The organism is Stenotrophomonas sp. SORGH_AS_0282, from assembly GCF_030818125.1.
GTDB classification, from domain to species: Bacteria; Pseudomonadota; Gammaproteobacteria; order Xanthomonadales; family Xanthomonadaceae; genus Stenotrophomonas; species Stenotrophomonas rhizophila_A.
This window is the reverse complement of sequence record NZ_JAUTAB010000001.1, coordinates 183,338-197,859: the sequence shown is the minus strand read 5'-3', so window position 1 is coordinate 197,859 and position 14,522 is coordinate 183,338. Positions and strand designations below refer to the sequence as shown.

Sequence of the window (14,522 nt, the reverse complement as noted above, 5' to 3'; positions counted from 1 at the left end):
GCAGCCGTCCGGAGGGACGCGTGCGCATGAGCGCACCCATGCTGGACACCTACCGTGAAGTGATCACGCCCGAAGGCGTGCCGCTGCACCTGCCGGCGGCCGGGCCGGTGCCGCGTGCGCTGGCCTGGGCCATCGACTTCATGATCCGCGTGGCGGCGCTGATGCTGCTGAGCATTCCGCTCACCCTGCTGGGCGAATTCGGCCAGGGCCTCTACCTGGGCCTGATGTTCCTGCTGATGTGGGCGTACACCATCGTGCAGGAGGCCTGCTGGGGCCGCACCCTGGGCAAGCGGGTGATGAGCCTGCGCGTGGTGGCCCAGGACGGCGCGCCGATCGGCTGGATGGCCTCCATCACCCGCAACCTGCTGCGCACCGTGGACATGCTGCCGTTCGGCTATGCGCTGGGGCTGCTGTCGAGCCTGTTCGACCGCAATGGCCGGCGCCTGGGCGACCTGGTGGCCGGCACCGTGGTGGTGCATGACAGCGGCCGGCCGTGGTCGGCCAGCGTGGCCATCGATACCGTGCTGGCCCCGCCGCAGCCGCTGCAGCCGGCCGAACAGGCGGCGATCATTGCCTTCGCCGAACGCGCGCCGCGCCTGTCCGGCCCCCGCCAGCAGGAGCTCGCCGCAGTGGCCGCGCCAATCAGCGGTGGCCAGGGCCAGGTGGGAGTGCTGCGCCTGTATGCCATGGCCAACTGGCTGCTGGGGCGCCGATGAGGCAGGAACAGTTCGTTGCCCGCTACCAGGCCGAATGGCAGGCGCTGGAACGTTGGCTGGCGCTGCGCGGCGACCGGCCGCGGCATGCGGGCCGTTCGCCCGATGCGTCCGCGCTCAACGATGAAGACATTCCACAGCACTACCGCCGGCTGTGCCAGCAGCTCGCGCTTGCGCGCAAGCGCGGCTACAGCCCGCAGCTGGTGGCACGCCTGCAGCTGCTGATGCAGCAGGGCCATGGCCTGCTGTACCGCACGCCGCCGCCGCGCTGGCGCCGCGCGCTGGAATTCCTGCTGGCCGATTTCCCGCAGCTGGTGCGCAGCCAGGCGCGCAGCATGTGGGTGGCCACCGCGCTGTTCGTGCTGCCGCTGGTGGGCAGCTTCGCGGTGATCCAGTGGCACCCGGACGTGATCCACATGCTGATGGACAACGGCGCGATCGCCTCGCTGGAGCGCATGTACAACCCGGCCTCGCCGAACCTGGGCCGCGACAGCGGCACGGACTGGATGATGTTCGGCTACTACATCATGAACAACATCAGCATCGGCCTGCGTACGTTCGCCAGCGGGCTGCTGGCCGGCCTGGGCACGGTGCTGGTGCTGCTGTTCAACGGGCTCACCATCGGTGCGGCGGCCGGCCACCTGCAGCACATCGGCCATGGCGACCCGTTCTGGCGTTTCGTCTGCGGCCATGGCGCGTTCGAGCTCACCGCGATCGTCATCGCCGGCGGTGCCGGCCTGCAGCTGGGCATGAAGCTGCTGGCGCCCGGCCGGCGCAGGCGCATCGATGCACTCGTCGAGGGCGGGGTGATTGGTGCAAAACTCTGCCTGGGCATCGCCGCGATGCTGCTGATCGCCGCCTTCATCGAAGCGTTCTGGTCGTCCATCGCCGCGATCCCGGCCTGGGGCAAGTACAGCATGGCTGCGGTGCTGTGGACGCTGGTGTTCGTGTGGCTGTGGCGCGGTGGGCGCGGGAGCGGTCATGCGGATTGACCAGCTCAACGTCGCCCTGCGCGCGCGCTCCGAATGGGAAGCGATGGAGCTGGGCACCGCCTTGGTGCGCCGGCACGCGCGGGCGATCTGGCTGCCGCTGATCGCGGTGTCGCTGCCGTTGTTCACCGTGATCAATGCCGCTGCATGGTGGGCCGATGCGTTCGGCTGGGCCTGGCTGCTGATGTGGTGGCTCAAGCCGATATCGGACCGGATCGCGCTGTATGTGATCTCGCGCGGCGTGTTCGGCGACGAACCACGTCCGTTGCAGACCCTGCGCGCGCAGCGACAGTGGGGCTGGAGCGGTTTCTGGGGCTACCTGGGCTGGCGCCGCTTCAGCCCGTTCCGCTCGCTGCTGCTGCCGGTGAACCTGCTGGAAGGCAGCGATGCCTCGCAGCGCAGCGTGCGCCGCCGCGCCGTGCTCAGCGGCACGTTCGGGCATGCCGTGCTGCTCACCCTGATGTGCATGGTGTTCGAGCTGGTGATTGTCAGCGGCTGCATCGCGGCGATCTTCCTGTTCGTGCCGCTGGAGCTGCTGTCCGATTCCTGGCGCACAGCGTGGGAAATGGTCAGCGAAACCATGCCGGCGTGGGCACAGCTGGGGGTGAATGCGCTGTTCTGGCTCGCCGCCACGCTGATCGGGCCGTTCTACGCCGGCGCCGGCTTCGCGCTGTATCTCAATCGCCGAACGGAAATGGAAGCCTGGGACGTGGAGATCGCGTTCCGGCGCATGCGTGATCGGCTGCAGCGGGCCGCGCCGCTGCTGGTACTGGCGCTGGTGCTGTGCTGGCCGATGGGTGGGCTGCATGCGGAAGAACCTGCGCAGGCGCCGAGCTGCGCTGCACCCACTGGCATGGATGACGATGCTGGGGATGAGGAAGAAGAAGCGTCTGACGCAGTGCCCGCCGACGATCCGTCGAACACCCCGTCCGTGATCTTCGGTGGCACGCCCGACACCGCCGGCTTCCGCCAGGCCGTGCAGCGCGCGTACGAAGATCCCCTGGTGGCGCCCACCCGCGAAGTGAAACGCTGGGAGCGCACCCTGAGCGAGGCCGAGAAGAACAAGAAGAAGGACGATGCGGACAACAACCGCAATCCGCTCGGGCGCGGCCCGCGCCTGCCCGCGCAGATTGCCGAATGGATCCTGTGGGGCCTGGTCGGCCTGCTGGTGCTGGGGCTGATCGCCACCGCGCCGTGGTGGCTGCGCTGGCTGCGCGGCACCGGCGCGAGGCGGCGCAAGGCCACCGATCCGGTGGTCGAGGAAGCGGTGGAACTGCCCGAGGTGATTCCGCCAGATCCGGCCGCGCGCGCACGCGACCTGTGGCAGCAGGGCCGGCCGCGCCAGGCGCTGGCGCTGCTGTACCGGGCCAGCGTGGAATCGATGAGCGAACGCGCCGAGGTGGTGCTGCCACCGGGCGCGACCGAAGCACAGTGCCTGCGCGCGTCGCGGCGCATGCCGGTCGAGGCTGACCGCACCCTGTTCGCCCGCATCGTGCGGGTCTGGCAGTACGCCGCGTACGCCGGCCGCCTGCCCGAGCCGGACGAGTTCGACGATCTGGCCACCACCCTGCAGACCCAGTTCCGGTGGCGCGCATGAGTGCCCGTCTGCGCTGGTTGGTGGTGCTGGGCGTGCTGCTGGTGGTGGGCGTGCCATTGGCGATCCTGTTCCTGCGCAGCCATGAACGCGTGGTCCATACCGAGCGCCTGCCGCCGCAGGGCGAGGCCAGCTACAACCCGCTGTACGTGCTGGGCCAGGCGCTGCGTGCCGACGGCATCACCGTGCATTCCAGCCCGCGCCTCGACCTTCCGCGCATGCAGCTCAAGCCGGCCGATACCGTGCTGTTGCTGCAGGACACCGCCGATGTGCCCGCCCCCACCGCGCAGGCGCTGCTGGCGTGGGTGGAACGCGGCGGCCACCTGCTGCTGCGCACGCCGCCGCCGTTCAAGGACGAAGACGCCGCGCAGGGGCCACTGCTGGACGCGCTGGGCGTGGATACCGGGTACTACGAGAGCAACTGCAAGGCCTTCCACATTGCCGACGACCCCGGCCATTCCGAGTTCTGCAGTGGCCGCCGTTTCGGCGTGGACGTGCCCGACGGCATCCGCGTGGCGCGCGAATGGGGCGATGACGAAGGGCTGGTGTTCGCGCGGCTGCGCAAGGGCGAAGGCAGCGTGGACGTGCTGTCGGACATGGAGTTCCTCAAGGGCACGCCGAGGATCTTCGACGCCGAGGATCCCAAGGGCAGCCTGGCCGACGGCCTGCACGACCTCGCGCACCGCGACCTGACCCGCCACGTGCTCGACCCGAACTACGCCGAAGGCACGGTGTGGCTGATCTACGGCTCGCGCCCGCCCACGCTGTGGTCACGCATCTTCTACCAGGGCTGGCCGGTGTGGGTGCCCTTGCTGCTGGCCCTGCTGGCATGGCTGTGGCAGCGCGCGCAGCGGCTGGGCAGCCTGCTGCCGGCCCCGGCCACCGAGCGCCGCTCGCTGCTGGAACACGTTCGTGCCAGCGGCGAGCACCTGCTGCGCTATGGCAAGGCACCGCTGTTGTACGACGCCACCCGCCGCGCCTTCCTGGCCCGGCTGCGGCGGCGCGCACCCACCGCTGCCGCGCTCAGCGGCGAGGCGCAGGTGCACGCCATCGCCAGCCTGCTGCAGTGGCCGCATTCCCGTGTCCAGACCGCTTTGCAGGTGCCGCCATCGAAGGATGTGGTGGCCCTGCGTGAGCGCATCCGCCTGCTGATCCAGATGAGAAACCTGCTATGACCGACCACTCCGCTCCGCCGCCGTTGTCCCCGCCCGTGCTGACCGGGCAGAGCCTGGTTGAACGCGTCGATGCCGTGCGCGACGCCGTCGGCCGCGCCTTCATCGGCCAGCCCGAGGTGCTCGACCAGATCCTGATCGCGCTGCTGGCCGGTGGCCATGTGCTGATCGAAGGCGTGCCCGGGCTGGGCAAGACCCTGCTGGTGCGCGCCCTGGCGCAGGCACTGGAGCTGGACTACGGCCGCGTGCAGTTCACCCCGGACCTGATGCCCAGCGACGTCAGCGGCCACGCCGTGTACGACCCGAAGTCGGAAAGCTTCAAGATCCGCCGCGGCCCGGTATTCACCAACCTGCTGCTGGCCGATGAAATCAACCGCGCCCCGGCCAAGACCCAGTCGGCCCTGCTGGAAGTGATGCAGGAAGGCCAGGTCACCATCGAAGGCAAGTCGTTCGCACTGACCCCGCCGTTCCTGGCGCTGGCCACGCAGAACCCGGTTGAACAGGAAGGCACCTACCCGCTTCCCGAAGCCCAGCTGGACCGGTTCCTGCTCAAGGTCATCATCGATTACCCGGCGCTGGAGGATGAGAAGCGGATGGTGGATGCAATCACCACCGGCCGCAGCGCGGCCGACTTTGACCTGTCGCAGGTACCGCGCGTGCTCAACGCCGCCGAGGTGATCGCATTGCAGCAGGCGACCGCGGCGATCACGGTGGATCCGGAAGTGGTGGACTACGCGGTGCGCATCGTGGCGGCCACCCGCCAGTTCCCGGGCATCGCGCTCGGCGCCGGCCCGCGCGGCAGCATCGCGCTGGTGCGTGCGGCGCGTGCGCAGGCGGTGCTGGCCGGCCGCGACTTCGTCACCCCCGATGACGTGCGCGAGATCGCCCGTCCGGCACTGCGCCACCGTATTGCGCTGGCCCCGGAACTGCAGATCGAAGGCCAGTCGGCCGACGATGCGTTGACCGCGTTGCTGGCCAAGGTGGAAGCGCCGCGCAAATGAGGCCAGGCCCGCTGCTGCTGATACTGCTGGTCGGCTGGGCGCTGCTCGGGCTGCCGGTGGCGTTCGGGCTGCTGCCGGTGTCGGCGTGGTGGGCGTCCGCAGCGGCGATCGCGGTGCTGGCACTGGTGGATCTGCTGCGGCTGCGCGCACAGCCCTCGCCCACGGTGCAGCGCGAACTGCCGGAGGCGCTGGCGTTGAACGTCGAGCGGCGCACCACGCTGCGCTTCGAATCCAGCCGCCGCCAGCGCGTGGAGGTGTTCGACCTGGTGCCGGGAGCGTGGTCGCTGCAGGGCCTGCCGCGTGCGTTGACGCTCAAGCCGCTGGTGGCCAGCAGCGTGGAGTACACGTTGACCCCGACCGCGCGCGGCCGCTTCGTGTTCGACGGCGTGCACCTGCGCCTGCATTCACCGTGGCGGATGTGGCGCCAGCGCCGCCTGCTGCCGCCGGCGCTGACCGTGCGCGTGTACCCCAACTTCGCCCCGCTCACCCGCTTCGCGTTGTTCAGTGCCGAACAGGCCTCGCGCCTGGTCGGTGCGCACCTCAAGCGCCGCCGTGGCGAGGGTACCGATTTCCACCAGATGCGCGAATACCGCATCGGCGACAGCCTGCGCCAGATCGACTGGAAAGCCACCTCGCGCGCACGCAAGCTGATCTCGCGTGAGTACCAGGATGAAAAGAACCAGCAGCTGGTGCTGATGATCGACACCGGCCGCCGCATGATGGCCAGCGAAGGCGGGCTGTCGCACTTCGACCATGTGCTCAACGCGGCGCTGGTGGTGTCCTACCTGGCGCTGCGCCAGGGCGATGGCGTGGGCCTGTTCGCCACCGGTGGCGAGAGCCGCTGGGTGGCACCACAGCGCGGCATGGGCGCGATCGATGCGCTGCTGCGCGCCAGCTACGACCTGCAGGCGCAGCCGGTGGCAACTGATTACCTGGCTGCCGCCACCGAGCTGAGCGTGCGCCAGCGCCGGCGCTCGCTGGTGATGCTGGTCACCAACGTGCGCGATGAGGACATCGAAGACCTCCTGGTGGCGGTGCGCCTGCTGCAGCGACAGCACCTCGTGTGCGTGGCCAGCCTGCGCGAGCGCGAGCTGGACGTGGCGCTGGAGCAGGAAGTGGAGACGCTGCAGGATGCGACCCAGGCCGGCGCCATCGCGCGCTACCTGCAGCAGCGCAACGATGCACATGAAGCACTGCGCAGCCACCGGGTGATGGTCCTGGACGTGACGGCCGATGCGCTGCCCGGGGCGCTGGTGGAGCGCTACCTCGCCGTCAAGCGTGATGGGTTGCTGTAGGCACGTATCGACCAACGGTCGATACCTACCGGCGGGGTTTGGTGCGGTCGGCCGGACCGGCCGCAGCGCCGGTTTGATCCGGCAAACGGCCGCTTCGCCGGTAGGTCACGACCGTTGGTCGTGACGCCGGTAACCCATCAGACGTAAATCCGCGTTGGTGCTTCGTCGATGATGGCGTGCGGGACGAACCGGGCGCTGTCGCGGGTGATCCGGCTGTCATCTTCGCGGATGCCCATGCCACAGGCCTGGTCGCCCACGATCCAGCTGCCGATCAGCGGGTAACCGCCGTCGAACGACGTGAGCGGATGCGCGGCCTGGCGGATCGCCGGGCCGTTGTACGGACCTTCGCTCTCCTGCCAGCTGCCGTCGGCCAGATGCATGGCCACGTTGGCACCTTCGCGCGAGAACAGCGGCTTGCGCACCCAGCCGGCCGGCAGCGCGCTGCCGTCATCGAACTCGGCCGCCAGCAGGTTCGGGTGGCCACGGTGGCGCTGCCACAGCAGCGGCAGCACGCCCTTGTTGCTCAGGATCGCCTTCCACGCGGGTTCCAGCAGCTGCACGCCCGAGGTGGGCAGCGCCTGCCCGAACGATTCGGTCATCAGGTCTTCCAGCGGGTACAGCTTGAACAGGCTGCCGATCACCGTGTCGTCGAGCGCGGTGAAGCGCCCGTCTTCGGACAGGCCGATGTCTTCGATTGCGATCGCCTCGCCACGCAGCCCGGCCTGGGCCGCGCAGTCGCGCAGGTAGGCCACGGTGCCCTGGTCTTCTTCGGAACTGCCCACGGCACTGAAGTACAGTGGCGGCGGCAACTGCGCCGACAGCTGCCCGAAGCGCTCCACCAGCGCCTCGTGGATGGCGTTGAACTGGTCGGCGTGCGGCGGCAGGCGATTCTGGTTGCGCTGGTCTTCCAGCCACTGCCATTGGAAGAACGAGGCCTCGAACAGCGAGGTCGGCGTGTCGTAATTGAGCTCGTAGAGCTTGGCCGGACCGGTGCCGTCATAGGCGAAGTCCAACCGGCCGTACAGGTGCGGTTCGCCGCGGCGCCAGCTGTTGGCGATCCAGTCGCGGAACGCGGGCGGAATCGCCAGCTGGTCCATCAGCTGTTCGCTGCGCACCACCTCGTCCACCAGTTCCATCGCCATCGCATGCAGCTCGGCGCTGGGGTCTTCGATCTCCTGCTCGATCTGGCGCAGGGTGAAGGCGTAGTACGCGGTTTCATCCCAGTACGGCAGGCCGTCGATGGTGTGGAAGCGGAAACCGGACTCGGCGGCACGCGCGCGCCACTGGCTGCGCTCGTCGATTCGCACACGCTTCATTGCATCAACCGCCGTAGCTGCTGCGGCTGCTGCTGGTGTTGCCAAAGCCGCCACGACTGGCGGTGACGGCGCGGTTCGGGGTGGCGTTCACCGGGGCGAGGCCCGCCTTGCCGGCGCCGATGCCGCTGGCGGTGTTGAGGCCGCCGCTGCCGCCCGGGGCCGGGCGCGCCCAGCCCTTGGCCTTGTCCTGGTAGGCCGGGCTGGCCGCCGGGGCCTGCGCCAGGCCGGCGCCGCCACGGTTGCTGAGCATCTGCGACATGAAGAAGCCCATCATCATCGGGCCGATGAACGAATGGCCGGTGGAGGTCTTCTGTTCCACGCACTGCTCGGCGTTGTACTCGGCTTCGCATTCGGCACGCGAGGCGTACTTGGGGGCCGCATCAGCGGACTGCTTCTGCGCTTCGGCGAACGCCGTGCGGCAGGCGGACGGGTCACCGGTGGCGTCGGTACAGGCCTGCACCGAGGTGTACAGCCCCTCCTGCACCTGCACGGCCTCATCCTTCTGGCACGCGGTGAACAGCAGCGGCGCGGCGCTCATCAGCAGCAGTGCGGTGGTCCTGGAACGTTTCATGGCGGCATGCCCCCTGTGTACGGTTATCGCCTCAATCATGCCTGATCGCCGCCAACAACCAAAACCGGCAAAGTGAAAAAGATGAACGGCGTTTCAGGATCGCCCGTCCGGACGGTTGCAACAGCAACCGGAATTTTTGGGCAGAATCGAGTAGCAACGCGCCCCCACGGCCCGCCAGATCCTGCCAGCCCCCATGCCTGAATACCGCTCCCGTACCTCCACCGCCGGCCGCAACATGGCCGGCGCCCGCGCCCTGTGGCGCGCCACCGGCATGACCGATGCGGACTTCCACAAGCCGATCATCGCCATCGCCAATTCATTTACCCAGTTCGTGCCCGGCCACGTGCACCTCAAGGACCTGGGCCAATTGGTGGCGCGCGAGATCGAACAGGTCGGCGGGGTGGCCAAGGAGTTCAACACCATCGCGGTGGATGACGGCATCGCCATGGGCCACGACGGCATGCTGTATTCGCTGCCCAGCCGCGAGATCATCGCCGACTCGGTGGAGTACATGGTCAACGCGCACTGCGCCGATGCGCTGGTGTGCATTTCCAACTGCGACAAGATCACCCCCGGCATGCTGATGGCCGCCCTGCGGTTGAACATCCCGGTGGTGTTCGTTTCCGGTGGGCCGATGGAAGCGGGCAAGACCCGGCTGGCCGAGCACAAGCTGGACCTGGTGGATGCAATGGTGATCGCCGCCGATGCCAGCGCCTCCGATGAAAAGGTGGCCGAGTACGAACGCAGCGCCTGTCCTACCTGCGGGTCGTGTTCGGGCATGTTCACCGCGAACTCGATGAACTGCCTGACCGAAGCGCTGGGCCTGTCGCTGCCAGGCAACGGGTCGACCCTGGCCACCCACGCCGACCGCGAGCAGCTGTTCCGCCGTGCCGGTCGGCTGGTGGTGGAGCTGTGCCACCGCTGGTATGGCGGCGAAGATGCCAGCGCGCTGCCGCGCGGGATCGCCACGCGTGCGGCATTCGAGAATGCGATGACGCTGGATATCGCCATGGGCGGTTCCACCAACACCATCCTGCATCTGCTGGCGGCCGCGCAGGAAGCGGAGGTGGACTTCGACCTGCACGCCATCGACGCGCTGTCGCGACGGGTGCCGCAGTTGTGCAAGGTGGCGCCGAATACGCCGAAGTACCACATGGAGGATGTGCACCGCGCCGGTGGCGTGTTCGCAATCCTCGGGTCACTGGCACGCGGCGGGCTGCTGCATGTAGATGTGCCGACCGTGCACAGCCGCACCCTGGCCGATGCCATTGCGCGCTGGGATGTAGCGGTGACCGACGATGCGGGCGTGCATGAATTCTTCAGTGCCGGCCCGGCCGGCATTCCGACCCAGGTGGCTTTCAGCCAGGCGACGCGCTGGCCTTCGTTGGACCTGGACCGCGCCGAGGGGTGTATCCGCGATGTAGCAAACGCGTATTCGGCCGAAGGTGGGCTGGCGGTGCTGCGCGGCAACCTGGCCGAGGATGGCTGCGTGGTGAAGACCGCCGGCGTGGATGAGTCCATCCACGTGTTCGAGGGCAATGCGAAGGTGTTCGAAAGCCAGGACGCGGCCGTGCAGGGCATCCTGGCCGACGAGGTGCGGGCCGGCGACGTGGTGGTGATCCGCTATGAGGGCCCGCGTGGCGGGCCTGGCATGCAGGAGATGCTGTACCCGACCAGCTACCTGAAATCGAAGGGACTGGGCAAACAGTGTGCGCTGCTGACCGATGGGCGGTTCTCGGGTGGTACGTCCGGGCTGTCGATCGGGCATGCGTCACCGGAAGCGGCGGCGGGCGGCACGATTGGATTGGTGCGGGATGGCGACCGGATCCGGATCGATATTCCGGCGCGGCGGATTGATGTGCTGGTGGATGCCGCTACCTTGGCGACGCGGCGTGCGGAGCAGGATGCGTTGGGGTGGAAGCCACGGGAGGCGCGTCCGCGCAAGGTGACCGGGGCGCTCAAGGCCTATGCGTTGTTGGCGACCAGCGCGGACAAGGGCGCGGTGCGGGATCTGGGCAAGCTGTAGCTGGACAGCCGGGCTGGGCCCGGCTCTACTGGGTGCCTGTTGATACGCAGCCACGCATGGCGTGGCTCTACGCCATGGGGCCACCCCGCCAATTGTTGACCGATGCGCCGCCGCGACCCCCGCGCCAACCGCTGATCGATGCGCTGCGCGGCTTCGCGCTGCTGGGCGTGTTCCTGGTCAACCTGCGGTTCTATTCGCTGGATGCCTTGCTGGATGAGGCCGCGCAGCAGGCGCTGCGGAGTGCCACGCTGGATCATGTGGTGCGCACCGGGATGGGGTGGCTGCTGGATATGAAGGCGGTGACGATCTTCTCGCTGCTGTTCGGCATGGGCTTTGCCATGCAGATGGAGAGACAGCCCGGGCTGGTTCCGCATCTGCGCCGGATGGGGGCGTTGGCCCTGATCGGGCTGCTGCATGCCACGGTGCTGTGGTGGGGCGACATCCTGCTGACCTATGCCGTCGTCGGCCTGCTGCTGCCGCTGTTCCGGCACCTGGGCAACCGCGGGTTGCTGGTGGCCGGCCTGGTGGCGGCGCTGTTCCTGCCACCGCTGCTGTCGCCGTGGATGCGCGAGTGGGTGCTGACGCTGACGCCGCGCACGCAGATGTATGGGAATGCGCTGGATGCGCTGTCCAGCGGCACGCTCTGGCAGGCGTGGTGGCAGAACCTGGTGCTGGGCGGCTGGGTGCGGCTGACCAACTGGGCCCTGCTGCTGTTCGTGCTGGGCCGCTTCCTGCTGGGCTACTGGGCGGGGCGCCGGGGGCTGTTGCAGCGGCCCGAACAGCACCTGTCGCTGCTGTGGGGCCTGTGCGTCGGCGGCGCGGTGGTTGGGGTGGTGTTCCTGTGCATCGAGGCCGCTGCGCCCGCGCTGAAGGCGCAATGGCCGCTGCTGCGCGATGGGGTACCGGGCTATCTGCTGCGGGTGAGCTACCGGGTGGCACCGCTGGCGCTGGGCATCGCCATCGCCTGCGGATTCGCGCTGCTGTACCTGCGGCCGTGGGCCGAGCGCGGGTTGCGCGTGCTGGTGCCGGCCGGGCGCATGACGTTGAGCAACTACCTGCTGCAGAGCCTGGTGTGCGTGCCGCTGTTTGCCGGATTCGGGCTCGGTATCGGGCCCTCGCACGGCCTGTGGCCGGTACTGCTGGTAGCGGCCATCGTGTTTCCGCTGCAGGTGTGGCTGAGTGCCTGGTGGCTGCGACGGTATTACTTCGGCCCGGCGGAGTGGCTGTGGCGCAGCCTGAGCGATGGGCAGCGGCTGCCGATGCGACGCACGTAGAGCGTGCTCGTCAGCCGATGACCCGCTTGAACGGCGGCAACGCATCGATGATGCGCTTGCCGTAACGGCGGCTGATCAGCCGCGAGTCGAGGATGATGACGCGGCCGGTGTCGGTGGAGGTGCGGATCAGACGACCGGCGAACTGGGTCAGCGTGCGCAGCGCGTGCGGGATGGCGATCAGGTTGAAGGCGTTCAACCCACGGCTCTCGAACCATTCGCTCAACGTGGAGGTCTGCGGATCGGTCGGCACCGCGAACGGTACCTGGGTGATCACCACCGTGGTGCAGGCTTCGCCAGGCAGATCGAGGCCTTCGCCGAACGAGTTCAGCCCGAACAGCACCGACCCCTCGCCTGCCGAGGTGCGCCGCAGGTGCTCGTCGATCATCTTCTGTTTGGCGGTCTCACCCTGCACCAGCACCTGCTTGCGCTGCGCGGCCGGCATCAGCTCGGCCACCTTCTCCATCTTCCAGCGCGAGGTGAACAGCACGATGCTGCCCTTGCTCCAGTCCAGTTCCTTTACCAGGTACTTGGCTACTTCCTTCGGGTGCCGGTCGCGGTCGTCCGGGGTGACCGGGAAGTTGGGCACGATCAGCTCGGCCTGGTTGGGCAGGTCGAACGGGGAAGCCAGCGAGACCATCTCGGCGTCGTTGGGAATGCCGTTGTCGATCGCCAGCGCCTGGAAATCGCCACCGCCGGTGAGCGTGGCCGAGGTCATCACCACTGAATCCACTTCATCCCACAACAGCTTGCGCAGCACGTTGGCGGCCGACACGGGCGAGCCGTGCAGGATCAGGTCGCCATCGCGCGACAGCGTCACCCAGCGCGCGAACGGCGGCTGGCCTTCCTTGTCCTCGCGGCGCCAGGCGGTCCACAGGTTGTGCTGCTGTTCGATCATTTCCAGCGCCATGCCGAGCGTGCGCTGCAGGCGCTCGCGCGCGGCATCTTCGGGCTTGCCCTTGGCCACCTGCGACTGCGCGGCGTGGGCCCAGTTGAACAGCGCGCGGGTATCGTCGGCCAGCGCCTCGATGTCGGCCATCCAGATATCCGGCAGGCGCCCGTTCGGCGCGCGCCACATCGGTTCCTGCGCGGTCGGGTCCGGTTGCCAGCTGCGGTCGATCACGTCGCGGAACGCGCGCAGCTGCTTGCTGACCCGCGCGGCCACGTCGATGGCTTCGTTGGGCAGCAGGTTGCCCAGCTTGTCCTTGTCCACCGCGCGGTAGGCGGCGGCGATCAGGATCTGCAGGCGGCCGGTGCGCTTGGCCATCTCATCCAGGGCCAGGCTGGCCGAGCCCTGGTCGATGGCTACGTTGCCGATGTGGTGGCCTTCGTCGAGCACCAGCAGCATGTCCGAGGGAGGGGCGATCAGCGGCTGGCCGTTGTCGCTTTCGCCAATGGAGAGCGCCGACAGCAGCAACGCGTGGTTGGTCACCACGATCTGCGCATCACGCACGGTGTTGCGTGCGCGCAGCACCGCACACTGCGCCGAGTAGGCGCACTTGCGGCCCGCGCAGCCCGACGCCGGGGTGGTGATGCGCGAGCGCAGCGAGGGGCTGATGGTATCTGGCGCGTTGTCCAGGTCGCCATTCCAGCGGCCTTCGACGAAGTCCTTGCTCAGCTTCTGCGCCAGGTCCATTTCAATCGGCGCCAGCGGGCGGTCGAACAGCGGCTGTTCGTCCTCGAACATGCCTTCCTGCGCGCCATCGCCATGCGCTTCGGCGGCATTGCGCGTGCACAGGTAGCGGGTGCGGCCCTTGGCCAGCGCCACGGTGGCCTCCAGGCCGGTGGCCTTGAGGAAGTTCGGGATGTCGCGCTCGACCAGCTGCGACTGCAGCGCCACGGTGCCGGTGCTGATCACCAGCTTTTTCTTCGTGGCCAGCGCAATCGGCACGCCGGCGGTGAGGTAACCCAGGCTCTTACCCACGCCGGTGGGCGCCTCGACCACCCCTACCCCGCCGCTCTGCGACAGCGCACGCGAAACCACGCCGATCATCTGGCTCTGCGAACGCCGCGTGCTGAAGCCGGGGGTATTGGCCTGCAGCTTGGCGTAGGCATCGCGGATGACGGTCTTGAGCTCGTCGTTCAGCGCGCGCGGGGCTTCAACTTTTTCGGTCACGCCGGGGGTCCTGCCTGGATCAGGCGGGTATTTTCTCATGCCCGGGGCCCGTGCCCGGCGCGGATTTTTCCGCGCCGGTTCAGTTCCGTGACCGGGGTCGCCCGGTCAGGCGGCCGGGGTGGCGCGGTTGCGCAGCGCTCGGGTCATCGCCCACACCAGCAGCACCGTGGCCAGGGCATCCACCAGGCCCAGCGCGAAGTGGCCGCCGCGCAGCCAGTACGACAGCATCTGCACGTTGCCGTAGTCGCCGGTCTGGACCAGCCAGGTCGGGACGATGTTCAGCGCCAGCCCGCCCAGGGTGCCGGCCAGCAGCAGGCCCAGCGCCCACAGGGCGACACTGCGGATGGCGCCGCGCGGGGTATCCACCACCCACACCAGCGACACCGCCAGCGCGATCAGCACCGGCAGGCGCATCGCGGCCATGCCCAGCAGGCTGAGCAGCAGGTCCATGCTGCTGC

Annotated in this window: 12 protein-coding genes; 8 read left to right on the top strand and 4 right to left on the bottom strand. The window is 68.6% G+C overall.

The features are described 5' to 3' along the window. Positions 1-26: 26 nt before the first annotated feature. Genes QE395_RS00825 through QE395_RS00800 form a run of 6 tightly spaced genes read left to right on the top strand, consistent with a single transcriptional unit; the run spans position 27 to position 6,764 of the window. A complete protein-coding gene (locus QE395_RS00825; protein ID WP_068854364.1) occupies positions 27-716 on the top strand; it encodes an RDD family protein in 690 nt (229 codons plus the stop codon). Next, complete coding sequence (locus QE395_RS00820; RefSeq protein WP_306987298.1) at positions 713-1,705, top strand: stage II sporulation protein M; 993 nt, start codon at positions 713-715, stop codon at positions 1,703-1,705. Before QE395_RS00825 ends, QE395_RS00820 begins: the two co-directional genes overlap by 4 nt. Then, positions 1,695-3,299, top strand: coding sequence for a DUF4129 domain-containing protein (locus QE395_RS00815; protein ID WP_306987297.1), 1,605 nt, complete (start codon positions 1,695-1,697; stop codon positions 3,297-3,299). The genes QE395_RS00820 and QE395_RS00815 overlap by 11 nt, the downstream gene beginning before the upstream one ends. Continuing rightward, positions 3,296-4,471 (top strand): DUF4350 domain-containing protein, encoded by a 1,176-nt coding sequence (locus tag QE395_RS00810; RefSeq protein ID WP_095363198.1) that lies wholly within the window; start codon positions 3,296-3,298, stop codon positions 4,469-4,471. The genes QE395_RS00815 and QE395_RS00810 overlap by 4 nt, the downstream gene beginning before the upstream one ends. Beyond that, a complete protein-coding gene (locus QE395_RS00805) occupies positions 4,468-5,469 on the top strand; it encodes a MoxR family ATPase (protein ID WP_306987296.1) in 1,002 nt (333 codons plus the stop codon). Before QE395_RS00810 ends, QE395_RS00805 begins: the two co-directional genes overlap by 4 nt. Further along, positions 5,466-6,764, top strand: a complete 1,299-nt coding sequence (locus QE395_RS00800) for a DUF58 domain-containing protein (RefSeq protein WP_306987295.1) — start codon at positions 5,466-5,468, stop codon at positions 6,762-6,764. The genes QE395_RS00805 and QE395_RS00800 overlap by 4 nt, the downstream gene beginning before the upstream one ends. A 137-nt stretch (positions 6,765-6,901) precedes the next feature. On the opposite strand, the gene QE395_RS00795 is transcribed toward QE395_RS00800, so the two are convergent. Together QE395_RS00795 and QE395_RS00790 are read right to left on the bottom strand one after the other, a co-directional pair. Next, positions 6,902-8,080, bottom strand: a complete 1,179-nt coding sequence (locus tag QE395_RS00795) for a glutathionylspermidine synthase family protein (protein WP_095363200.1) — start codon at positions 8,078-8,080, stop codon at positions 6,902-6,904. A 4-nt stretch (positions 8,081-8,084) separates the two neighbouring features. Beyond that, on the bottom strand, positions 8,085-8,651 hold the full coding sequence (locus QE395_RS00790; protein WP_095363201.1) for a DUF1190 domain-containing protein: 567 nt from the start codon (positions 8,649-8,651) through the stop codon (positions 8,085-8,087). A gap of 193 nt (positions 8,652-8,844) precedes the next feature. On the opposite strand from QE395_RS00790, the gene ilvD reads away from it, so the two are divergent. Then, positions 8,845-10,677: a dihydroxy-acid dehydratase gene (ilvD, locus tag QE395_RS00785; RefSeq protein WP_095363202.1), complete on the top strand. Its 1,833-nt coding sequence runs from the start codon at positions 8,845-8,847 to the stop codon at positions 10,675-10,677. Between the two features lie 56 nt (positions 10,678-10,733). Next, the gene (locus QE395_RS00780) at positions 10,734-11,951 is read left to right on the top strand and encodes a DUF418 domain-containing protein (protein WP_306987294.1); all 1,218 of its coding nucleotides are present in this window, start codon (positions 10,734-10,736) and stop codon (positions 11,949-11,951) included. A 10-nt stretch (positions 11,952-11,961) separates the two neighbouring features. Here QE395_RS00780 and dinG read toward each other — a convergent pair whose 3' ends face one another. Then, positions 11,962-14,064 (bottom strand): ATP-dependent DNA helicase DinG, encoded by a 2,103-nt coding sequence (gene dinG, locus QE395_RS00775; RefSeq protein ID WP_095363204.1) that lies wholly within the window; start codon positions 14,062-14,064, stop codon positions 11,962-11,964. 105 nt (positions 14,065-14,169) lie between these two features. Beyond that, entirely contained in the window at positions 14,170-14,514 is a 345-nt protein-coding gene (locus QE395_RS00770) for a hypothetical protein (protein WP_306987293.1), read from the bottom strand. Between the last annotated feature and the right edge of the window lie 8 nt (positions 14,515-14,522).

Excerpts from the sequence above, each read along its gene's own strand:
- QE395_RS00825 (WP_068854364.1), top strand. The coding sequence starts at position 27 with ATGAGCGCACCCATGCTGGACACCTACCGTGAAGTGATCACGCCCGAA.
- QE395_RS00820 (WP_306987298.1), top strand. The coding sequence starts at position 713 with ATGAGGCAGGAACAGTTCGTTGCCCGCTACCAGGCCGAATGGCAGGCG.
- QE395_RS00815 (WP_306987297.1), top strand. The coding sequence starts at position 1,695 with ATGCGGATTGACCAGCTCAACGTCGCCCTGCGCGCGCGCTCCGAATGG.
- QE395_RS00810 (WP_095363198.1), top strand. The coding sequence starts at position 3,296 with ATGAGTGCCCGTCTGCGCTGGTTGGTGGTGCTGGGCGTGCTGCTGGTG.
- QE395_RS00805 (WP_306987296.1), top strand. The coding sequence starts at position 4,468 with ATGACCGACCACTCCGCTCCGCCGCCGTTGTCCCCGCCCGTGCTGACC.
- QE395_RS00800 (WP_306987295.1), top strand. The coding sequence starts at position 5,466 with ATGAGGCCAGGCCCGCTGCTGCTGATACTGCTGGTCGGCTGGGCGCTG.
- QE395_RS00795 (WP_095363200.1), bottom strand. The coding sequence starts at position 8,080 with ATGAAGCGTGTGCGAATCGACGAGCGCAGCCAGTGGCGCGCGCGTGCC.
- QE395_RS00790 (WP_095363201.1), bottom strand. The coding sequence starts at position 8,651 with ATGAAACGTTCCAGGACCACCGCACTGCTGCTGATGAGCGCCGCGCCG.
- ilvD (WP_095363202.1), top strand. The coding sequence starts at position 8,845 with ATGCCTGAATACCGCTCCCGTACCTCCACCGCCGGCCGCAACATGGCC.
- QE395_RS00780 (WP_306987294.1), top strand. The coding sequence starts at position 10,734 with ATGGCGTGGCTCTACGCCATGGGGCCACCCCGCCAATTGTTGACCGAT.
- QE395_RS00770 (WP_306987293.1), bottom strand. The coding sequence starts at position 14,514 with ATGGACCTGCTGCTCAGCCTGCTGGGCATGGCCGCGATGCGCCTGCCG.